Annotated in this window: 15 protein-coding genes; 12 read left to right on the top strand and 3 right to left on the bottom strand. The window is 69.7% G+C overall.

Annotation, left to right across the window (positions count from 1 at the left end):
- Positions 1–128: 128 nt before the first annotated feature.
- Genes ABT008_RS15475 through ABT008_RS15460 form a run of 4 tightly spaced genes read left to right on the top strand, consistent with a single transcriptional unit; the run spans position 129 to position 4,435 of the window.
- The gene (locus tag ABT008_RS15475; RefSeq protein WP_350696883.1) at positions 129–1,490 is read left to right on the top strand and encodes an ABC transporter substrate-binding protein; all 1,362 of its coding nucleotides are present in this window, start codon (positions 129–131) and stop codon (positions 1,488–1,490) included.
- Positions 1,487–2,458: a carbohydrate ABC transporter permease gene (locus ABT008_RS15470; protein WP_350696882.1), complete on the top strand. Its 972-nt coding sequence runs from the start codon at positions 1,487–1,489 to the stop codon at positions 2,456–2,458. The genes ABT008_RS15475 and ABT008_RS15470 overlap by 4 nt, the downstream gene beginning before the upstream one ends.
- Entirely contained in the window at positions 2,455–3,282 is an 828-nt protein-coding gene (locus tag ABT008_RS15465; protein WP_350696881.1) for a carbohydrate ABC transporter permease, read from the top strand. Before ABT008_RS15470 ends, ABT008_RS15465 begins: the two co-directional genes overlap by 4 nt.
- 4 nt (positions 3,283–3,286) lie before the next feature.
- On the top strand, positions 3,287–4,435 hold the full coding sequence (locus ABT008_RS15460; RefSeq protein ID WP_350696880.1) for a serine hydrolase domain-containing protein: 1,149 nt from the start codon (positions 3,287–3,289) through the stop codon (positions 4,433–4,435).
- A 50-nt stretch (positions 4,436–4,485) separates the two neighbouring features.
- On the opposite strand, the gene ABT008_RS15455 is transcribed toward ABT008_RS15460, so the two are convergent.
- A complete protein-coding gene (locus ABT008_RS15455; protein WP_350696879.1) occupies positions 4,486–5,100 on the bottom strand; it encodes a DUF998 domain-containing protein in 615 nt (204 codons plus the stop codon).
- Positions 5,101–5,426: 326 nt separating this feature from the next.
- Entirely contained in the window at positions 5,427–6,740 is a 1,314-nt protein-coding gene (locus ABT008_RS15450; protein ID WP_350696878.1) for a hypothetical protein, read from the bottom strand.
- A gap of 630 nt (positions 6,741–7,370) precedes the next feature.
- Here ABT008_RS15450 and chvE point away from each other — a divergent pair.
- From chvE to ABT008_RS15430, 4 genes are all read left to right on the top strand, one after another.
- A complete protein-coding gene (chvE, locus tag ABT008_RS15445) occupies positions 7,371–8,507 on the top strand; it encodes a multiple monosaccharide ABC transporter substrate-binding protein (RefSeq protein ID WP_350696877.1) in 1,137 nt (378 codons plus the stop codon).
- 96 nt (positions 8,508–8,603) lie between these two features.
- Positions 8,604–10,142 carry a multiple monosaccharide ABC transporter ATP-binding protein gene (gene mmsA / locus ABT008_RS15440; RefSeq protein ID WP_350696876.1) on the top strand — a complete coding sequence of 513 codons (1,539 nt, stop codon included), beginning with the start codon at positions 8,604–8,606 and terminating at the stop codon, positions 10,140–10,142.
- Positions 10,139–11,389: a multiple monosaccharide ABC transporter permease gene (gene mmsB / locus ABT008_RS15435; RefSeq protein WP_350696875.1), complete on the top strand. Its 1,251-nt coding sequence runs from the start codon at positions 10,139–10,141 to the stop codon at positions 11,387–11,389. The genes mmsA and mmsB overlap by 4 nt, the downstream gene beginning before the upstream one ends.
- 141 nt (positions 11,390–11,530) lie before the next feature.
- Entirely contained in the window at positions 11,531–12,796 is a 1,266-nt protein-coding gene (locus ABT008_RS15430) for an ROK family protein (protein WP_350696874.1), read from the top strand.
- Between the two features lie 159 nt (positions 12,797–12,955).
- Here ABT008_RS15430 and ABT008_RS15425 read toward each other — a convergent pair whose 3' ends face one another.
- Positions 12,956–14,599 carry a glycoside hydrolase family 27 protein gene (locus tag ABT008_RS15425; protein WP_350696873.1) on the bottom strand — a complete coding sequence of 548 codons (1,644 nt, stop codon included), beginning with the start codon at positions 14,597–14,599 and terminating at the stop codon, positions 12,956–12,958.
- Between the two features lie 1,004 nt (positions 14,600–15,603).
- Here ABT008_RS15425 and araB point away from each other — a divergent pair.
- The 4 genes from araB (at position 15,604) to ABT008_RS15405 (ending at position 20,834) form a co-directional block, all read left to right on the top strand.
- Entirely contained in the window at positions 15,604–17,286 is a 1,683-nt protein-coding gene (araB, locus tag ABT008_RS15420) for a ribulokinase (protein ID WP_350696872.1), read from the top strand.
- Positions 17,283–17,975, top strand: coding sequence for an L-ribulose-5-phosphate 4-epimerase (locus ABT008_RS15415; protein WP_350696871.1), 693 nt, complete (start codon positions 17,283–17,285; stop codon positions 17,973–17,975). The genes araB and ABT008_RS15415 overlap by 4 nt, the downstream gene beginning before the upstream one ends.
- Positions 17,976–18,102: 127 nt before the next feature.
- Positions 18,103–19,107 carry an ABC transporter substrate-binding protein gene (locus tag ABT008_RS15410; RefSeq protein ID WP_350696870.1) on the top strand — a complete coding sequence of 335 codons (1,005 nt, stop codon included), beginning with the start codon at positions 18,103–18,105 and terminating at the stop codon, positions 19,105–19,107.
- Positions 19,108–19,292: 185 nt separating this feature from the next.
- Positions 19,293–20,834, top strand: a complete 1,542-nt coding sequence (locus ABT008_RS15405; RefSeq protein ID WP_350696869.1) for a sugar ABC transporter ATP-binding protein — start codon at positions 19,293–19,295, stop codon at positions 20,832–20,834.
- Positions 20,835–21,004: the final 170 nt, after the last annotated feature.

The following is a 21,004-nucleotide window of genomic DNA, read 5'->3' as shown; positions in this document are numbered from 1 at the left end:
TACCGGATACCGCGAGCCGAGGTGCGGTGCGCGACGCGCAGGCGTGGCGTGCACCGACCGTGGTGGCGAGCGTACTCGTTGGTCGCCGACCCGCGAGGACGTGCGGATGAGTCAAGGGAGCCATTGACGTGCGGGAGTTGTCCACCAGATTCACCCGTCGCCGGCTGGCACTGATGGTGCCACTACTCGCCGTCGGTCTGACGGCCACCGCCTGTAGTGCGCCGGGTTCGGAGCCGACCGCGCCGGAGGACTCCGGCGCCCCGGTCAGCACCGAGCTCGGAACCGACCCGATCACCCTGGAGATGTACGCGGAGACCGGCTTCCCGCTGGCCAAGGCGCTCGCCGACGAGTTCACCAAGCAGCACCCGAACGTCACGTTCAACATCCGCGAGGACCAGTTCACGGTCATCGTGGAGAACGCGCCCCGGGTGCTCGCCTCGGACAACGCGCCGGACATCATCCGGCTGCCCACCATGGTCGACCTGGTCAAGGACGGCCTGCTGAAGAACCTCGACCCGTACTTCGACGCGCACGGCTGGGACAAGTTCCCCGCCTCCCAGCTCGTCCAGCTCCGGCTGACCGAGGGCGGCGCGGAGCGCGGCAGCGGCTCGCTGTACGGCATGGGCCTCGGCTACAGCGTGACCGGCGTCTTCTACAACAAGAAGCAGGCCGAGCAGGTGGGCATGACCCAGCCGCCGACCACCATCGCCGAGTTCGAGGACCTGCTGGCCAAGGCCAAGTCCGCCGACCTCCAGCCGATCATGCAGTTCAACAAGAACACCGCCGGCATCAACTTCCCGTACCAGGCGTTGCAGAACCAGTTCGGCGACCCGGCCCCGATCGCGGACTGGATCTTCCAGAAGCCGGGCGCCACCTTCGACACCCCCGCGTCGCTGAAGGCCGCCCAGACCATCGAGAAGTGGGCCAAGGCCGGCTACTTCCCGAAGGACGCCAACGCCATCGACTACACCGCGATGATGGGCGAGTTCCAGAAGGGCAACGGCCTGTTCATGTTCAACGGCGACTGGGAGTCGGCGAACCTGGACAAGAACATGGCCGGCGACGTCGGATTCTTCCTCTTCCCCGGTGAGACCGCCGAGGCCAAGAACGTGGCGATGTCCGCGCCGAACACCTTCGGTGTCGGTGCCCGGGCCAAGAACGCCGACGCCGCCGCCTTCTTCCTCAACTGGGTGCACACCAACGACAAGGCCCGTGAGATCTCGGTCAACGTCGGCGGCTCGCACCCGGGTGGCCCGGCCGAGCTGGCGCTACCGCCGGTGACCGAGGGCACCGTACTGGCCGAGACGCTGAAGGCGTCCCAGCAGCTCGGCGCCGACAACGGCGCGGTGGACTTCACCGCCAACGCCACCGGTGGCATCTTCGCCGCCGCCATCACCCCGGAGATGCAGAAGCTGATCGCCGGCCAGCAGAACCCGGAGGGCTACGTCAAGGCGGTCCAGGCCGAGTACGAGAAGGAACTGTCCCGATGACGTCTGCCCTCGGCAGCGTTCCCGCCGGGTCGGGCACCACTGCCCGACCCGGCGGGGCGGACCCCCGTCCCGCCGCGCGGCCCCACCGGAAGCGGTGGGGCCGCGCGGTGCGGTGGAGCGGCTGGCTCTGGGTCCTGCCCGCCCTGGCCATGTACGGCTTCTTCGTCCTGCGCCCGCTCGTGCTGACCGTGCAGTACTCGCTCTATCGCTGGAACGGCATCGGCGCGGCCACCTGGGTCGGGCTGGACAACTACGTCACCGTCTTCACCGACCGCGACCTGCTGAAGATCATCGGCAACGCCTTCGTTCTGATCATCTTCTTCAGTTTCATCCCGGTCGCCCTCGGCCTGCTGGTGGCCAGCCTGGTCCGGCGGATCACCACCGGCCCCGGCGGCACGCTGGTCCGGACCGTGCTGTTCCTGCCGCAGGTGATCCCGCTGGTGGCGGCCGGCATCGCGTGGAGCTGGGTGCTCTCCAGCAACGGTCTGGTCAACCAGGTCCTACGGGCCATCGGGCTGGACGGCATCACCCGGGCCTGGCTCGGCGAGTTCAGCACCGCGCTGCCCTCGGTGGGCGTGATCGGCACCTGGATCATGCTCGGCCTCTGCACGATCCTGCTGGTCACCGGCATGAGCAAGATCGACCCGTCGCTGTACGAGGCGGCCCGGATGGACGGCGCCGGTCCGATCCGTGAGTTCTTCGCGGTGACCCTGCCCAGCCTCCGCCAGGAGATCGGCGTCTGCCTCACCGTGACCATCATCGCGGCGCTGGCCAGCTTCGACATCGTCTACATCTCGACCAGCGGCGGTCCGGGCATCCAGACCACCGTGCCGGGCCTGGAGATCTATCGCCTGGCCTTCTCCCAGCGTCAGGTCGGGCTCGCCTCGGCCCTGGGCGTGGTGCTGATGCTGCTGGTGCTGATCTGCGTGCTGCCCATCCAGCGGCTGACCCGGGGGGAGAAGCCATGAACATGACCACCCGCAGTGAGCGGCTGACCGGACGGATCTTCCTGATCGCCCTGGTCGTGGTCACCCTGCTGCCGTTCCTGAGCATGCTCTCGGCGGCCCTGCAACCACGCGGCACCGTACCCACCGGTCTGGCCTGGCCCTCCGATCCACAGTGGGGCAACTTCGTCGACGCCTTCACCGCCGCGAACATGGGTGCCCTGCTGGGGTCCAGCATGCTGATCGTGGCCGGGGTGGTGCCGTTCGGGGTGATCATCGCGACCATGGCCGGGTTCGGCCTCGGGCACCTGCGGGTGGCCGGCGGCCACATCGCCTTCGGGCTGCTGCTGCTCGGCCTCACCCTGCCCTTCGAGGCGGTCGTGACCCCGCTGTACTACCAGATGCGGGACCTCGGCCTGCTCAACACCCGGTGGGCCATCATCCTGCCGCTGATCGGCCTCTACATGCCGTTCGCGGTCTTCTGGATGCGCGCCCACTTCACCAACGTGCCGCGCGAGCTGTCCGAGGCGGCGCGGGTCGACGGCAGCAACACCTGGCAGTTGTTCTGGCGGGTGCACGTGCCGCTGGCCCGCCCGGCCATCGCCTCGCTGACCATCCTGCTGTTCCTCTGGACCTGGAACCAGTTCCTGCTCGCCATCGTCATGGTCGACGACGCCACCAAACGGACCATGGCCGGTGCCCTCGGCGCGTTCCAGGGACAGTGGGGAACCGATCTGGTCTTGCTCTGCGCCGGATCGTTGCTCATCCTCACTCCGACGCTCATCGTGTTCCTGATCTTCCAGCGCCAGTTCATCAAGGCCCTCCTGCAGGGCTCCGTGAAGGGATGACGGGTTGAACGACACCCCGATCCACGGCCACGCCGACGAGGGCTTCGGGCCCGTCGCCGACGTGTTCCGGGACAACTTCGTCCACCGTGGGGAGGTCGGCGCCGCCGTCGCCGTCTACCTGCGGGGCAGCAAGGTCGTGGACCTGTACGGCGGGCTGGCCGACCCGCGCTCCGGTCGACCCTGGACCGCCGACACCCCGGCCGTCGTCTTCTCGGTGACCAAGGGGATCATGGCGATCTGCGCCTACCTGCTGGTTCAGCAGGGCCGGCTCGACCTGGAGGCCCCGGTCACCCGGTACTGGCCCGATTTCGGTCGGCACGGCAAGGCCGAGATCCCGGTGCGCTGGCTGCTCACCCACCAGTCCGGACTGCCCACGCTGGACCGCTCCTTCACCCGCGCCGAGGTGCTCGCCTGGGACCCGGTGATCGAGGCGATCGAGGAGCAGGCCCCGCTGTGGCAGCCGGGCACCGCCCACAGCTACCACCCGATCACCTACGGCTGGCTCATCGGCGAGGTGATCCGCCGGATCACCGGGGAGATGCCCGGCAGCTACCTCGCCCGCACCCTCGCCGAACCGCTCGGTCTGCGTACCTGGGTCGGCCTGCCGCCCGCCGAGCGCGACGCGGTCGCCTGGATGCTGGCGCCGCTCGGCGAACCCTTCCCGCCCGGCGACCCGGTCGCCGAACGCGGGATCACCATGGGCGGCGCATTCGCCTTCCCCGCCGACGCCGACGGCCTGGTCAGCTTCAACGACCCGGCCATCCAGGCCGCCCAGGTCCCCGGCGCGGGCGGGATCAGCACCGCCGAGTCACTGGCCCGCCTCTACGCCGCCTGCGTCTCCGACGTCGGCGGCGGACCGCTGCTCACCACCGCGTCCGTCGACGACGCCGTCACCGTCCGCGTCGCCGGCCAGCAGGTGTACGGACTTCCCGACGTCGGACACCGCTGGGGCACCGGCTTCCTCGTCCACTCGACACCGCGCCCGATGCTCGGCGAGCGCAGCTTCGGCCACGACGGCGCGGGCGGACACCTCGCCTTCGGCGACGACCACCACCGGGTCGGCTTCGGTTACGTGGTCAACCAGATGGGCGGCATCGTCGACGAGCGGGCCAACCTGCTCGCCGCCGCCCTGCTGTCCTGCTTGACCGACTAGGCGGACCGGGTCGACGTCGCGGCCGACGAGCCGTGGCGTCGACCCCGCCGTCACCGGTCCGGCGCAGTGCGGTCCGGCCGACCTGACCGGCCCGTGCGGCGCAGTGCGGTGACCACCAACAGGGGTGCGAACGCCTCCGCTCCGGCCGCCACCCGCTCGGCCAGACCGACCCGCCCGCCGTCGACCGCCATCTCGGCCACGAACCAGGCCACCGGCAGCAGCAACCCGACCGCCAGCCCCACCCACGGCGCCCGTTGCGCTACGGTCCCTTGACCTGCTGCCAGTGCCAGGGCCGGCCAGAGCGCCAGCGCGCCGAAGGCGACGGCGGCGGCGAGCGTGTGGGGCACCGACCCGCCGCCGTCGGCCGGAAGCGGGAACACCGCCACCGCCAGCGTCGCCACCCCGCCGAGTGTGAGCAGGGCCCGCCCGGCGGGCGCGAGGGTGCGCAGCCCGGCGGCGGTCACACAGTGGCACAGCCCGAGACCGGCCAGCGCGACCGTCATGATCCACCGGTCGGTCGCGCCGACGGCGGCGAGCGCGCTGATCGTCCCGGTGACCTGGTCGAAGCCGCCCGGTTGCCGGGCCGCGCCCAGGGTCCACCCACCGATCAGGAGGATCGGCGCGGCCACGGCGGAGACCAGCGCCCATCCCGGTACGACTCGCATCACCGCACCGTACGTGCCGTCCCGCCGCTCCCACGCCACCGGCACCTACCAGGCCGCGCCGTTCCTCGGCCTTCCTCGGCGTTGGTTCCGTCGATCATGGAGTCGTGGTGTGCACAAAAGCCGTCTGTCGGTGTAATTCGGCAGCCACAACTCCATGATCGACGAGGCAGTGCCGTGGGACGTTCAGGGGATAGCGCCCCCGTGGGCGGACGGCGGACGGCGGGAGGGCGGGGGACCCGCTCGGGTCGCGTGGACCCGAACGAGGCTCGCCGGCCGCGAGATCAATCGCGGCCGGCGAGCCCGGACGGTGCCTCTTGAGCGGGGTGTCAGCCCTTACGCTGGGCCAGCAGCCACTGGAGGATGCTGCGGTCCTCGTACGTCGGACCGTAGGCGGCGTGGTAGTCGGGCAGCGAGAACGCCTCGTTGCCGTACTCGGTGTAGTGCAGCAGCTTGGCGATCTGCGCGGGCGTCTTGCCCTGGGCCTCGTAGGCCGCGCGCAGGGCCGCGTGCGAGTTGCGGGCGAGCGAGATGTTGAGCAGGTGGTCGTTGACGCCGTGGGTGATCCAGAGCGGCACCTCACCGGCGGCGATGGCCTTGGCCTGGTCGGCGCCGATCTGGAAGCCGCCGGTCACCAGACCACCGGCGAACAGGTCGGGCCGCTTGGCGAACGCCTCCCACAGCAGCCGGGAACCGTACGACACGGTGGTGGCGTACACCCGGTCGGTGTCCACCGCGTGGTCCTTGACGAACTGGTCGACCAGCCGGATCAGCAGGTCACCCTCGGCGGGCAGGCCGACCCGCTGGTTCTGCGGGGCGAGCACGATGACGTCCTCGCGGCTGCCGGTCCAGTTCGACTGGAGCCAGGCGGTGGCCGGGATGTCGGCGGCGATCTGGACGCCCAGGTTGTCGCCGTCCCAGCCCATGCCGTGCCCGGGCAGGACGACCATCAGCGGGTACTTCTTGCCGGGCTGGTAGTTCTTCGGCAGGTGGTAGTGGTACGGCAGCACCATGCCGTTGCTCAGGTACGAGCCGTACGTGAAGTCGTCGACGAGCAGGTTCACCGGCTTCTCGGTGACCCCGCGCGGGGTCTTCGGGGCGGCCTTGGCCTGCACCGGACCCTTGCCCTTGCCCTTGCCGGGCTGGGCGTGCACGTCCTTGCGCTGCGTCACCCGGGTGGGCAGCTCGGTGTTGACCTTCACGCTGCACAGGAAGGTCGGGCACTTGGAGACGATGACGGTCCAGCCGAGGTTCTCGGCGGGGTCCAGCTCGACGATGACGTACCGGCCGTCCACCGAACGACGGTCCGCGCGGGTGGTGGGCGCGTTGTTCGTGTAGGTGTGGGTGACCTTGCGGTCGGCCAGCTTGGGCAGGTCGTCCATCGGGTTGAAGCGGAAGTTGTAGACGGTGTCGGAGACCGAGAAGGTGGAATTGTCGAGCTCGCGGGGGTTCACCGTCTGCGGGTACTCGACGGCGACGGCGGAGACCTTCTGGCCGTACGTGTAGACGGTGGTGATCGGTGTGACACTGCGGATGCCGCCGGCGTTGTCGCCGGGGCCCTTCGACGCGGCGTACGCGGCCGTGCCGGAGGTGGCGAGAAGTGCCACCGCCGCCATGGCGGTGAGCGTCCTTCGCAGTCTCATCGGCTCTCCTTGTTGGACGCGTCCGGCTGCCGCGGGCAGGTCCCGTGGCAGCGCCCCGGACCGGTTGCGGTGGTGTGGGGGAGGACGGGCGCTAAACTGATTTAGCAGAGCATCGGCGTCCGGCTGGTCGATGTCAAGACTGTGCTGGTGACGGCGCGGGAACCGACCGTGCGCCCCGGGTGTCGTCGGTGCTCGCGTCGCGGGCTTCGGCGCCGCTGCGCCGAACGTGTCCCCGCGCGTCTGGTCCACCATGGAGCGCGGGCCTGTCCGGTCACGGTGTGTGACCGCCTGGTGGGCTTCCGTCGACCGGGTGATCCGTTTCCCTTTGTGGGTCGACAGATGTGATGGGGCGGCGCCTCGCCCGTCGCACCTGGGAGCGAGTTGGCGTATTCTCTGCTCTCGATGGACGTTATTCGGGTGGCTCGTGCGAACGCTCGACTTCCTTCGATGTTCAACGCCTTGACCTGCGGTGATTCGGCCGACCGGTGGAGCCTCGGCTTCGTTACGAGAACGTGACCGCTGGATTTCCGGCGAGGTGTTGACCCGGACAATGTGAGCGCTAACACTTGGGCCCCGAAGTGCGATCCGCGCAGCCGGTGCGACGGCGCGAGTTCCAGATTGGGGAAGCCAGTGAGCAGAAGAATTCTGGCCGCTCTCGGTAGCGCCGCCCTGGCGCTGAGTATGGCGGCGTGCAGTGGCGACGGTGCCGGAAGCGGCAACACCAGCGACGAGAAGCCGTCCGACCTCACCATCGGCGTCTCGATGCCGACCCAGACCTCCGAGCGGTGGATCGCCGACGGCAACTCCGTCAAGGAGAAGCTGGAGGCCAAGGGCTACAAGGTCGACCTCCAGTACGCCGGTGACGACATCCCGACCCAGTCGCAGCAGGTCGACCAGATGATCACGCGCGGTGCCGACGTGCTGATCATCGCCGCGATCGACGGCACCGCCCTCAGTGGACAGCTCCAGGCGGCGGCCGACGCGAAGATCCCGGTCATCTCCTACGACCGGCTCATCCGGGACAGCCCGAACGTCGACTTCTATGTCAGCTTCGACAACTACAAGGTCGGCGTGGCCCAGGCCAGCGCGCTCCTGGTCGGCCTCGGCCTGCAGACCAAGGACGGCGGCAAGGGCGAGGAGACCGGGCCGTTCAACATCGAGCTGTTCGCTGGGTCGCTGGACGACAACAACGCCCACTTCTTCTTCGACGGCGCGATGGACACCCTCAAGCCGTTCATCGACGCCGGCACCCTCAAGGTGAAGTCCGGGCAGACCAAGATCGAGCAGGTGGCGATCCTGCGCTGGCAGCAGGAGGCCGCGCAGAAGCGGATGGAGGACCTGCTGACCTCCAGCTACAACGACAACAGCAAGGTGGACGGCGTGCTGTCGCCGTACGACGGCATCTCGCGCGGCATCATCACCGCGCTGCAGAACGCCGGCTACCGGGGTGCCAACGAGATCCCGGTGGTCACCGGGCAGGACGCCGAGATCGCCTCGGTCAAGCTGATCAACGACGGCATCCAGAGCTCCACCATCTTCAAGGACACCCGCCTGCTGGCCGAGCAGGCCGTGGTCGCCGGTGAGGCGTTCCTCCAGGAGAAGACGCCCGAGGCCAACGACAGCGAGACCTACAACAACGGGGTCAAGGTCGTCCCGTCGTACCTGCTGCCGGTCGAGACCGTCTTCAAGGACGACATCCAGAAGGTGCTGATCGACTCCGGCTACTTCACCGCCGAGGAGGTCGCCTCCGGCCAGTCCAGGAACTGACGGCGGCACCCGGGGGCCCGGCGCGGTGTCCGCTGCCGGGCCCCACCCTCTCGACCCAGTACAGACCTCACGAAACAGATCGCCAGGACGGTGCAGATGGACGACCACATCCTCGAGATGCGTCACATCACCAAGACGTTCCCCGGGGTGGCGGCGCTCCAGGACGTCTCCCTCGCCGTACGCCGAGGGGAGATCCACGCCATCTGCGGCGAGAACGGCGCCGGCAAGTCCACCCTGATGAAGGTGCTGTCGGGCGTCTATCCGTCCGGCAGCTACGACGGCGAGATCCTCTTCGACGGCGCACCGGCGAACTTCCGTGGCATCCGGGACAGCGAGGACCGGGGCATCGTCATCATCCACCAGGAACTCGCCCTGGTGCCGTACCTGTCGATCGCCGAGAACATCTTCCTCGGCAACGAGCGCCGTGGCCGTAGCGGCCTGATCGACTGGAACCGCACCAACGCCGAGGCCGCAGAGTTGCTCGCCTCGGTCGGGCTGCCGGAGAACCCGGTGACCCCGGTGGTGCAGCTCGGCGTCGGCAAGCAGCAGCTGGTCGAGATCGCCAAGGCGATCTCGAAGAAGGTCCGGCTGCTCATCCTGGACGAGCCGACCGCCGCGCTCAACGACATCGACTCGGCGCACCTGCTCGACCTGATGCGGCGGCTGCGCGACCAGGGCATCACCTGCATCATGATCTCGCACAAGCTCAACGAGATCACCGCCATCGCCGACTCGACCACCGTGCTGCGCGACGGCCGCACCGTGGAACGGCTGGAGATGGCCTCCGGCGAGGTGACCCAGGAGCGGATCATCCGTGGCATGGTCGGCCGCGACCTGGACAGCTTCTATCCCGACCGGGTCTCGTCGCCGGGCGCGGAGGTGCTGCGGATCGAGGACTGGTCGGTGCGGCATCCGACGCAGGACCGGCTGGTCGTCCAGAACGCCGCCCTGAACGTGCGCGCCGGCGAGGTGGTCGGCATCGCCGGGCTGATGGGCGCCGGGCGGACCGAGCTGGCGATGAGCGTCTTCGGCCGGTCGTACGGCCGGGACATCTCCGGCCGACTGTTCATGCACGGCCGCGAGGTCCGGGCACGGTCCGTCGCGGAGGCGATCCGCAACGGCATCGCGTACGCCACCGAGGACCGCAAACGGTACGGCCTGAACCTCATCGACGACATCCGGCACAACGTCTCGGCGGCGGGGCTGCGCAAGCTCGCCCATCTCGGCTGGGTGCACGACAACGAGGAGACCAAGGTCGCCGAGGCCAGCCGGCGCGACATGCACATCAAGGCGCCGAGCGTGATGTCGGTGGTGGGCAAGCTCTCCGGTGGCAACCAACAGAAGGTCGTGCTGTCGAAGTGGCTCTTCACCGACCCGGACGTGCTGATCCTGGACGAGCCGACACGGGGCATCGACGTCGGCGCGAAGTTCGAGATCTACACGATCGTGAACCAGTTGGTCGCCGCCGGTAAGGCGGTGATCATCATCAGCTCGGAGCTGCCCGAGCTGCTCGGCATGTGCGACCGCATCTACACGATGTCGGCAGGGCGGATCACCGGCATGGTGCCGGTCGGCGAGGCCACCCAGGAGAAGCTCATGGAACTCATGGCGAAGGACAAGGAAACCGTCGGATGACCAGCACCAAGCCCTCCTCGGTGTCGAAGGGCCCGTCGACCGAGAGTGCTCCCGCCGCCGCGCTGCACGTGGGCAGCAGCGACCCCCGTACGCTCATCATGAACAACCTGCGACAGAGCGGCATCTTCGTCGCCCTCGTCGTCATCGTCGCGCTCTTCGCGTTCCTCACCGACGGACTCTCGCTGAGCCCGGGCAACATCACCAACATCGTCCTTCAGTATTCGTACATCCTGGTGCTCGCGATCGGCATGGTCATCGTGATCATCGGCGGGCACATCGACCTGTCGGTCGGCTCGGTGGTCGCGTTGACCGGCGCGGTCTCCGCCGTGGTGGTGATCCGGCAGGGCCAACCCTGGTGGATGGGCGTGGTGGCCGCGCTGCTGGTCGGACTGGCGGTCGGCGCGTGGCACGGCTTCTGGGTCGCGTACGTCGGCATTCCCGCCTTCATCGTGACCCTGGCCGGCATGCTGCTGTTCCGTGGTCTGACCCTGCGGGTGCTGGACAACATCTCGCTGTCGCCGTTCCCGGCCGAGTACAACAGGATCGCCGCGGGCTTCCTCAACGGACTCATCGGTGGTGACGGGTACGACGCCTTCACACTGCTCATCGGCGGCATCGCGGTGGCCGGTTACGTGGTGAGCTGCTTCCGGACTCGGGTGGCGCGCATCCGCTACCAGCAGCCGGTGGAGTCCTTCGCGCTGTTCGTCGCGCGGATGGCGCTGGTCGGCGCGGTGGTCATGTACTTCGCCTGGCAGCTCGCGCACGCCCGGGGCCTGCCCATCGTGTTGATCATCCTCGCCGCCCTGGTGCTGGTGTACGGCATGCTCACCCGGCGGACGGTCTTCGGCCGGCAGGTGTACGCCATCGGCGGCAACCTGCCCGCGGCGATGCTGTCCGGCGTCAAGGTGAAGACCGTCAACTTCTGGATCTTCGTCAACATGGGCTTCCTGTCGGCCGTGGCCGGCATCATCTTCTCCTCGCGCTCCAACGGCGCACAGCCCGCCGCCGGCAACATGTTCGAACTCGACGCGATCGCGGCGGCCTTCATCGGCGGCGCCGCCGTCACCGGTGGCGTCGGCACGGTCGTCGGCGCGATGGTCGGTGGCCTGATCATGGCGGTGATGAGCAACGGCATGCAGTTGATGGGCGTGGACCAGTCGATGCAGTCGGTGGTGAAGGGCCTGGTGCTGCTCGTCGCCGTCGCCTTCGACGTCTACAACAAGCGGCGTGCCGGCGCGAGTCGTTAGGCCGTGTGTCGACGTCCTCGGCGCGTCCGAGGACGTCGACACCGGGCTCTGGCGCGGGTCGACCGGTCCACGGTCGACCCGCGCTTGACGTCGTCCCACTGCTTGGACACACTCCCTCCCGTCGGCCGTACACCGTCGCTGATGCCGGAGGTCGTGGTGGTCCAGGAGGAGATCCGTCGGCGGAACGCCGGCACGCTGCTGCGGCACGTGCACCTCGACGGCCCGACGTCGCGCGCCGGGCTGGCCGAGCGGATGGGCCTCAACCGCAGCACCATCATGGCGTTGACCACCGAGCTGAGCCGGGCGGGCCTGGTCCACGAGGAACTGCCGACCGACACCGGCCGCGCCGGTCGCCCCTCGCTGATGGTCCGGCCCTCGGCCGACCGGTGCTACGTGTTGGCCTTCGACGTGGCGGTGGACCGGCTGGTGGCCGCTCGGGTCGGCCTGGGCGGGGCGATCCTGGACCGCCGCGAGGCGGTTCGCCCGCGCGCCGGGCCGGACCTGCACCGTGTGGTGGCGGTGCTGGCCCGCTTCGGTCGCCAGCTACACCGTGCCGCGCCGCCGCAGGCGCGATGCGTGGGCATCGGCGCCTCGTACTGCGGGATGATCCGGCCCGGTGACGGGATGGTCCGGTTCGGACCGGACCTGGGCTGGGTGGACCAGGACTTCGGCGCGGAACTCGGCCGCCGCCTCGGGCTGGGCCTGCCGGTCGCGGTCGGCAACGAGGCCCATCTCGGCGCCCAGGCCGAGCAGTGGCGCGGCGCGGGTGTCGGCTTCGACAACCTCGTCTACCTGCACGGTGACGTCGGCGTCGGTGGCGGCATCATCGTCGGCGGGCGGCTGCTCGGTGGCCACGGCGGTTACGGCTGCGAGCTGGGCCACATGGTGGTGAACCCGTACGACGGGCGGCCGTGCGGCTGCGGCTCGTCCGGCTGCCTGGAGGCGGAGGTGGGCGAGCGGGCCCTGCTCGACGTCGCCGGTCGTCCCGCCGAGATGTTCGGCCGGGCGGCCATCCGGTCGGTCGCCGACGACGCCGACCGTGGTGACCCGGCCGCGCGCGAGGCGTTCCGGCGGATCGGGGACTGGCTCGGCATCGGCGTGGCCAACCTGATCAACCTGTTCAACCCCGGCATGGTCGTCTTCGGCGGGATGCTGTGCGACGTGTACCCGGGCGCGGCGGCCCAGGTGCGCAGCCGGATAGCCCGCAACGTGCTGCCGGTCGCCCGGGAGAGCGTGCGGCTGCGTACGGCCGCGCTCGGTGACGACGCGACCCTGGTCGGCGCCGCCGAACTCGGGTTCGCCCCGTTGCTCGACGACCCGTTGGGGATGTTCGCGCCGGGCAGCACCGCCGGTCGGTGTGCCACGCCGACGACTGCCCGCCGTGAGCCGCCCGCCCGCTGCGGCTGAGCGCCGGACGTTTCTGCACCCCGACGCTGCGCCTCGCGTGTCGGGACGTATCCGCTGAGGGTGTCGACGCCGGGCGCGGCGGACCGGGCGGGTGTCGGGGCACCCGCCCGGCCCGTCACCCGGTCGCGCCGGGCGACGGGTCCGCGCCGATGGTCCGGGTCAGGCCCGGCTCCACCGTTGGTTGGCGGCGGTGTGGCAGTTCCAGACCAGGACCGTGGTGCCGTTCGCGGTCCCGTTGTTGTTCACGTCCAGGCAGAGGTTCGGGAACCGGACGCTGCTGACGGTGCCGTTGCCGTTGAAGGTCCACTGCTGGTTGGTGCCCCCGTTGCAGTCCCAGATCTGCACCGGGCTGCCGGCGGTGGCGGTGGTGGAGATGTCCAGGCACTTGCCGAGTACCTGGAGGCTCTGGCCGTTCTGGGTGAAGCTCTGGTTGCTGTTGCTGTGGCAGTCCCAGATCAGCGTGGCGGTGCCGTTGGCGGTGCCGCCGTTGTTGACGTCGAGGCACCGGCCGGAGGACTCGCTGCGCAGCCGGAAGGTGGTCGGCGGGTTGGTCGTGCCGCCTCCGCTGACCCGGAAGACCGCCGTGCCGTGCGCCGGCACGCTGGCGGAGATCGCGCCGGTGCTGGTCGAGGTGCCGTTGGTCCAGGCGTCGCGGAGCGTGAACGAGCTGCCGGACTTGCCGATCGCCGCCGCCGTGGTGGACACGGTGGTGGTGGCCGAGCCCTGGTTGAGCAGGGCCACCGCGACGTCGCCGTTGGCCAGCCGCTTGGCCAGCACCCGGCGGGTGCCGTCGTGGGACACCTGCACGGCCTGTACGCCGAGCGGGTCCTGGTTGATGGCGATGAGCTGCTGGTTGCGCAGGATGGCCAGGGTCGCCGCGTTGGCGTTGCGGATGTCGTTGCCGGCGATCAACGGCGAGGCCATGATCGACCAGAGCGCGAAGTGGCTGCGCATCTCGGTGTCGTTCATGCCCCCGTTGCCGACCACCATCATGTCCTGGTCGTTGAAGGCGCCCGGTGCGGCGTACGGTGCGAGGGGCACGGTGACGTTGATGATGTTCTGCACGCCCATCGGGTAGCCGTTGGTCTGCCCGGTGTTCCACGAGTTGGTGATGTCCTCGGTGGTCCGCCACATGTTGGCGATGTCGCCCCAGTTGCGCTGCGGGCCGGTCTTCTCGTGGATGCTGTTCGGGTTGATGCTGTAGACGATCGGTCGGCCGGTGGCGGCCAGCGCGTCACGCATCAGGGAGAATCCCGCCACCTGGTCGTTGATGGTGCCCCACGGGGAGCACCAGTCGTACTTGAGGAAGTCCACGCCCCAGGCGGCGAACTGGCGGGCGTCCTGGTATTCGTGTCCGAGGCTTCCGGTGGAACCCGGCCACGCGCCGAAGTACTGGGCGCAGGTCTTCTCCCGGGGCACCTGGTAGATCCCGAAGAGCAGACCTCGGGCGTGCAGGTAGTCGCCGAGCGCCTTCATGCCGCTGGGGAACCGGCCGGCATGGGCCTGGAGGTTGCCCTGGGAGTCGCGGTTCGGGTCGAACCAGCAGTCGTCGACGACGACGTACTTGTAGCCGAGGTCGCGCATCCCGGTGGAGACGATCGCGTCGGCCATCTGATGGATCAGGGCCTCGTTGATGTTGCACCCGAAGGTGTTCCAGGTGTTCCAGCCCATCGGTGGCGTACGCGCCACCCCGTTGTTGAGCGCCTGGGCGGGTTTCGGCGAGTGGAGCCCGTCGACGACGACGGCCGTGAGCGTCAACATCAGGACGCTCAGGACGGCCAACCATCGTGGTCGTGCGCGCATGCGGACCTCCTTCAAGGTCACGGGAGCCAACAGGTGTCGTTCGTCGATGACCGACCACGACGTGCCCGTGCGGCGGTGGCGGTACGGGGTGCGTGGTGCGTCGCCCGTGGGCGCACCGGTGGTGGCAGGGCACCGGCCGGGCGAGGGTGCGCCGGTGACCGGCGGCAGCGGGCCTGGTCGCCGTCGACCGTGGCCGCACGGAGTCCTCAGCCGGCCACGCTCAGCATCGATGTCGCGAATGTTATCGCTGACATTCAATTCTGTAAATCACTTGGAGTGGGGGTCGGAGTGGCTGCGGGAGGTCCGCTGTGCATGCCGTCGGCGGCCGTCTGGGTGATCGCGCACGTCAATGGGGAAATGCGTCTCGCGATCGGGTGGCGTACGCGTGGGTGGGGAGCGCTGACGCCGCCTCGCCTTGATCGTCTGATGAATCCGCGATGTTAACGCTCATTCCAGGGTCCACCGAACGGGTCGGTTTCCGGGACCGGACGGTCCTGTGCCGACTGTCGCGCGGTGGAGTGGGCCGCTTTCCACGCGCCCTCCTGGCGTACGGATGTGCGCAGCTCGTACGCGGCTGCCGGGCCCGTCCGGCGGGGTGTGTCAAGGGCTGGCGTGGGGGACGCCGCGCCACGATCGCGGATCGGTCGTCGCGCGCATCCGTCCGCCTCCGCGCGGTCCGGCCGGCAGGCCGTCCGAGCAGGCCGAAGAGGGCTCGGAGTGCGGTGTGCGGCGGTCGGTCGTGCCCCCGTCCCGCCCTCCGGTGCGGCCCGGCCTCGCGGGGCGCGTCGGTGGGGTTCGCGTCCGCTCGCACGCGGGCCCGTGCGCCGATCCGCCGGAGGCGGCGTGACCTGGGATGGGGGCACCGCCGCGCGCCACCCTTCGGTAACCTGTTGACGTTGGTCTATCCCTCGGTGTGCTCCGTTACGGAGCTGTTGCCGGCAGGTGTCTTGACGGCGCAGGATGTGAGCGTTAACACTGAGGTCCGTCATCGGCCGGAGGTGAAGATGAGCGGAGTGGACGAAGCAGGCGACCGGTACGTCGTCGGCGTCGACTACGGCACGCTGTCGGGACGGGCCCTGGTGGTCCGGGTCCGCGATGGTGCCGAGTTGGGGACTGCGGTGCACGAATACCGCAGAGCGGTCATCAGCACCGCCCTACCGGACGGCGGTACCCCGCTGCCGCCCGACTGGGCGCTGCAGGACCCCGAGGACTACCGCGACGTGCTGCGCCACGCCGTTCCGGCGGCGGTGGCCGCTGCCGGGGTCGACCCGGCCGACGTCGTCGGCATCGGCATCGACTTCACCGCCTGCACGGTGCTGCCGACGCTCGCCGACGGCACCCCGTTGTGCGAGGTGCCGGAGCTGCGCCAGCGCCCGCACGCCTGGGTCAAGCTGTGGAAGCACCACGCCGCGCAGCCGCACGCCGACCGGATCAACGCGCTGGCCCACGAGCGGGGCGAACCCTGGATCGGCCGTTACGGCGGCAAGATCTCCGCCGAGTGGCAGTTCGCCAAGGGCCTGCAGATCCTGGAGGAGGACCCGGAGGTCTACCGCCGGGCCGAGCGCTTCGTCGAGGCCGCCGACTGGATCGTGTGGCAACTGTGCGGCGTCGAGACCCGCAACGTCTGCACCGCCGGCTACAAGGGCATCCTCCAGGACGGCACCTACCCCTCGGCGGACTACCTGACCGCGCTCAACCCCGACTTCGGCGACTTCGTGGCCAAACTGGACGGTCCGCTGATGCCGCTGGGCGCGAAGGCGGGCGGGCTCACCGCCACCGCCGCGGCCTGGACCGGGCTGCCGGAGGGCGTGGCGGTCGCCGTCGGCAACGTCGACGCGCACGTGACCGCGGCCTCCGCCCAGGCGATCGAGCCGGGCCGGCTGGTGGCCATCATGGGCACCTCGACCTGCCACGTGGTCAACGGCACCACCCCGGCCGAGGTGGCCGGCATGTGCGGTGTCGTCGACGGTGGCATCAGCGACGGCGCGTGGGGCTACGAGGCCGGGCAGAGCGGGGTAGGCGACATCTTCGGATGGTTCGTCAACCACGCCGCCCCGGCCGGGCTCGACTCGCACGAGCGGCTCACCGAGCTGGCCGCCGCCCAGCCGGTCGGCGCCCACGGCCTGGTCGCGCTGGACTGGTGGAACGGCAACCGGTCGCTGCTGGTCAACCACGACCTGAGCGGGATGATCGTCGGCCTGACCCTGGCCACCCGGCCGGAGGACGTCTACCGCGCCCTGCTCGAAGCGACCGCGTACGGCACCAGGATGATCGTGGAGGCGTTCGTCGACGCGGGGGTACCCGTCGACGACCTGGTGATCGCCGGTGGGCTCACCTCGAACAAGCTGCTCATGCAGATCTACGCGGACGTCACCAACCGGCCGCTGGGCATCATCGGTTCCGCCCAGGGCCCGGCGCTCGGCTCGGCGATCCACGCCGCCGTCGCCGCCGGTGCGTACCCCTCGGTCCGGGAGGCGGCGCAGACCATGGGCCGCGTGCACGAGGCCGTCTACCAGCCGGACCCGGAGCGGGTACGCGCCTACGACGCCCTCTACGCCGAGTACCGCGCGCTGCACGACCACTTCGGCCGTGGTGCCAACGACGTGATGCTGCGCCTGCGGGCGATCCGCAACGCGGCGGTCGAGTCGGCCGGGACGCCGCAGGAGACCGTGGAGGTGCCGGCATGAGCGACGACCTGACCGCCCTGGTGACCGAGTTGCGCGCCAGCGTCGCGCGACTGCACGGCGAGCTGACCCGCTACGGGTTGGTCGCCTGGACGGCCGGCAACGTCTCCGCACGCGTACCGGGCCACGATCTCATGGTCATCAAGCCCAGCGGCGTCGACTACGACGACCTCTCGGCCGAGAACATGGTGCTCTGCGACCTCGACGGCGTACCGGTCGAGGGGGAGCTGTCGCCGTCCAGCGACACCGCGGCGCACGCGTACGTCTACCGCGCCATGCCCGAGGTGGGCGGCGTCGTGCACACCCACAGCACGTACGCCACCGCCTGGGCGGCACGCGGCGAGTCGATCCCCTGCCACCTGACCGCGCAGGCCGACGAGTTCGGCGGGGAGATCCCCGTGGGCCCGTTCGCGCTGATCGGCGGCGACGACATCGGCAAGGGCATCGTCAGCACGCTCACCGGGCACCGATCGCCCGCGGTGCTGATGCAGAACCACGGCGTCTTCACCATCGGGCGCAACGCCCGCTCCGCGGTCAAGGCCGCGGTGATGTGCGAGGACGTCGCCCGGACCGCGCACCTGGCGCGCGCGCTCGGGCAACCGGTGCCGATGGCGCAGGCCGACATCGACGCGCTCTACGACCGCTACCAGAACGTCTACGGACAACGCCCCTCGCCTCCGGCGAACTCCTGACCGGTCGCGGGTCCCGGCGACCCGCGATCTGATTCGCACCACCCGCACAGGATCCGCACCACCGACTCAGGCCGCCCGTGCAGCACGGCGGGCGGCGTGGACAACCGCACCCACTCGAGGAGATCCGATGAGGAACATGCGAATGCCGATGGCGCGTCGTCGCGCCATCGCGGTCGCCGCCGCCGTGCTGCTCGCCGGCAGCGTGGCGGCCTGCGGTAACAGCGACACCGGTAGCGACGCCGGTGGCGACGACGGCAAGCTCGTCCTGGGCTTCTCCCAGGTCGGCGCGGAGAGCGGCTGGCGGACCGCCAACACCAACTCCATCAAGGAGTCGGCGGCGGAGGCGGGCATCGAGCTGAAGTTCGACGACGCCCAGCAGAAGCAGGAAAACCAGATCAAGGCGATCCGCAACTACATCCAGCAGAAGGTCGACGTGATCGCCTTCTCGCCGGTGGTGGAGTCCGGTTGGGACACGGTGCTCAAGGAGGCCAAGGACGCCGGCATCCCGGTCATCCTGACCGACCGCGCGGTGGACTCGGCGGACAAGTCGCTGTACAAGACCTTCCTCGGCTCGGACTTCGTCAAGGAGGGTCGTCTCTCCGGTGAGTGGCTGGTCGAGGAGAAGAAGGCCGCGACCGGCGACGTGAACATCGTCGAGCTCCAGGGCACCACCGGCTCGGCGCCGGCCAACGACCGCAAGAAGGGCTTCGCCGAGGCGATCGCCGCCGACCCCAAGCTCAAGGTCATCGCCTCCCAGTCGGGTGACTTCACCCGGGCCGGCGGCAAGCAGGTCATGGAGCAGTTCCTCAAGGCCCACCCGAAGATCGACGTGCTCTTCGCGCACAACGACGACATGGGTCTGGGTGCCCTCGAGGCGATCACCGCGGCCGGCAAGGTGCCCGGCCAGGACATCACCATCATCACCATCGACGCGGTCAAGGACGGCATGCAGGCCCTGGCCGACGGCAAGTTCAACTTCATCGCGGAGTGCAGCCCGCTGCTCGGCCCACAGCTGATGGACCTGGCCAAGAAGGTCAAGGCGGGTGAGGAGGTGCCGCCGCGGATCGAGACCGAGGAGACCACCTTCACCCAGGAGCAGGCCAAGGAGGCCCTGCCCAACCGCAAGTACTGATCGACGCCCGGGGTCGCCGCTGAGGTGGCGACCCCGCAGCGTCGCCCATTTCCCGACGGACTGGGCGCCTGGCCCGACACCCCCGTGCCACGTCCGCCCGGTCGGCCCCACGGCTGACCGGGCGGACGCCACGGGGGCTCCGTGGCCCTTCCGTACCGCGAGAACCCAGAAGAGGATCTGATGGGATGACGGATAGCCGTCCGGTCCTGACGATGACCGGGATCAGCAAGTCCTTTCCCGGGGTGCGCGCACTCCACAACGTCGACTTCCGGCTCTTCCCCGGCGAGGTGCACGCCCTGATGGGCGAGAACGGCGCCGGCAAGTCGACCCTGATCAAAGTGTTGACCGGCGTCTACGGCATCGACGAGGGCACCATCACCCTGGGCGACGAGCAGGTGGCCTTCAGCGGGCCGATGCAGGCCGCCTCGGCCGGCGTCAGCACCGTCTACCAGGAGGTCAACCTCTGCCCCAACCTTTCGGTGGCGGAGAACATCTTCATCGGTCGGGAGCCGCGCCGCTTCGGCGCCGTCCGCTGGGGCGAGGTCAGGCGACGGGCCCGGGAACTGCTGACCCGCCTGGACCTCGACATCGACGTCACCGCGCCGGTCGCGAGTTTCTCGCTGGCCGTGCAGCAGATGGTGGCGATCGCCCGGGCGATCGACGTGCAGGCCCGGGTGCTCATCCTCGACGAGCCGACCTCCAGCCTGGACGCCGGTGAGGTGGCACAGCTCTTCCGGATCATGCGGCAGTTGCGCGACGAGGGCATCGCCATCCTCTTCGTCACCCACTTCCTCGACCAGGTCTACGGCATCGCCGACCGGATCACCGTGCTGCGCAACGGCACGCTGGTGGGGGAGTACCCGACCGCCGAGCTGCCGCAGCTCGCGCTGGTGGAGAAGATGATCGGCAAGGAGCTCGACGTCCTCGAACGCATCGAGGAGCACCCCCGGCGGGAGCTGGCGGTCCTGGAGGGCGGCACGCCCTTCGTCGAGGTGTCCGACCTCGGGCGCAAGGGCGCGGTAGCCCCGTTCAGCCTGACCATCCACGCCGGCGAGGTGGTCGGCCTGGCCGGCCTGCTCGGCTCCGGCCGTACCGAGGTGGCCCGGCTGTTGTTCGGCGCGGACCGCGCCGACCGGGGCCAGGTGGCGGTCAGCGGCGACGCGACCGGCCTGCGCAACCCGGTGCAGGCCATCGACCACGGCATCGGGTTCTGCTCGGAGAACCGCCGCGCGGAAGGGATCATCGGCGACCTGTCGGTCCGGGAGAACATGATCCTGGCCATGCAGGCGGCCCGTGGCTGGCTGCGGCCCATCCTGCGGCGCCGGCAGGACGAACTGGTCGACAAGTACATCAAGGCGTTGAGCATCCGCCCGCCCAACCCCGACGTGCCGGTGCGCAACCTCTCCGGCGGTAACCAGCAGAAGGTGCTGCTGGCCCGGTGGCTGATCACCGAGCCCCGGCTGCTCATCCTGGACGAGCCGACCCGTGGCATCGACATCGGCGCCAAGGCGGAGATCCAGAAGTTGGTCGTCCAGCTCTCCGACGGCGGAATGGCGGTGCTGTTCATCTCCGCCGAGCTGGAGGAGGTGCTGCGACTCAGCCACAAGATCGCGGTCATGCGGGACCGGGAAATGGTCGCGCACCTGACCAACGACGACACGGTGGACGCCGACCGGGTCATGCAGACCATCGCCAGCGGCACCCAGCGGGAAGGGGCCGAGTCATGAGCGAGCGGAGCGAGCGAATCGTCGGGCTCAGTGCGGTGGTGCCTCATGGCGGCACGGAGCGGAGCGGAGTGTCGTCATGAGCGAGCGGAGCGAGCGAATCGTCGGGCTCAGTGCGGTGGTGCCTCATGGCGGCACGGAGCGGAGCGGAGTGTCGTCATGAGCGAGCGGAT

The organism is Micromonospora sp. NPDC002389 (assembly GCF_040296095.1).
Lineage (GTDB): Bacteria > Actinomycetota > Actinomycetes > Mycobacteriales > Micromonosporaceae > Micromonospora.
The sequence above is the reverse complement of the archived record's forward strand: the minus strand, read 5'-3'. Positions and strand labels throughout refer to the sequence as shown.

Excerpts from the sequence above, each read along its gene's own strand:
- ABT008_RS15470 (WP_350696882.1), top strand. The coding sequence starts at position 1,487 with ATGACGTCTGCCCTCGGCAGCGTTCCCGCCGGGTCGGGCACCACTGCC.
- ABT008_RS15465 (WP_350696881.1), top strand. The coding sequence starts at position 2,455 with ATGAACATGACCACCCGCAGTGAGCGGCTGACCGGACGGATCTTCCTG.
- ABT008_RS15455 (WP_350696879.1), bottom strand. The coding sequence starts at position 5,100 with ATGCGAGTCGTACCGGGATGGGCGCTGGTCTCCGCCGTGGCCGCGCCG.
- ABT008_RS15450 (WP_350696878.1), bottom strand. The coding sequence starts at position 6,740 with ATGAGACTGCGAAGGACGCTCACCGCCATGGCGGCGGTGGCACTTCTC.
- mmsA (WP_350696876.1), top strand. The coding sequence starts at position 8,604 with ATGGACGACCACATCCTCGAGATGCGTCACATCACCAAGACGTTCCCC.
- mmsB (WP_350696875.1), top strand. The coding sequence starts at position 10,139 with ATGACCAGCACCAAGCCCTCCTCGGTGTCGAAGGGCCCGTCGACCGAG.
- ABT008_RS15430 (WP_350696874.1), top strand. The coding sequence starts at position 11,531 with ATGCCGGAGGTCGTGGTGGTCCAGGAGGAGATCCGTCGGCGGAACGCC.
- ABT008_RS15425 (WP_350696873.1), bottom strand. The coding sequence starts at position 14,599 with ATGCGCGCACGACCACGATGGTTGGCCGTCCTGAGCGTCCTGATGTTG.
- araB (WP_350696872.1), top strand. The coding sequence starts at position 15,604 with ATGAGCGGAGTGGACGAAGCAGGCGACCGGTACGTCGTCGGCGTCGAC.
- ABT008_RS15415 (WP_350696871.1), top strand. The coding sequence starts at position 17,283 with ATGAGCGACGACCTGACCGCCCTGGTGACCGAGTTGCGCGCCAGCGTC.
- ABT008_RS15410 (WP_350696870.1), top strand. The coding sequence starts at position 18,103 with ATGAGGAACATGCGAATGCCGATGGCGCGTCGTCGCGCCATCGCGGTC.
- ABT008_RS15405 (WP_350696869.1), top strand. The coding sequence starts at position 19,293 with ATGACGGATAGCCGTCCGGTCCTGACGATGACCGGGATCAGCAAGTCC.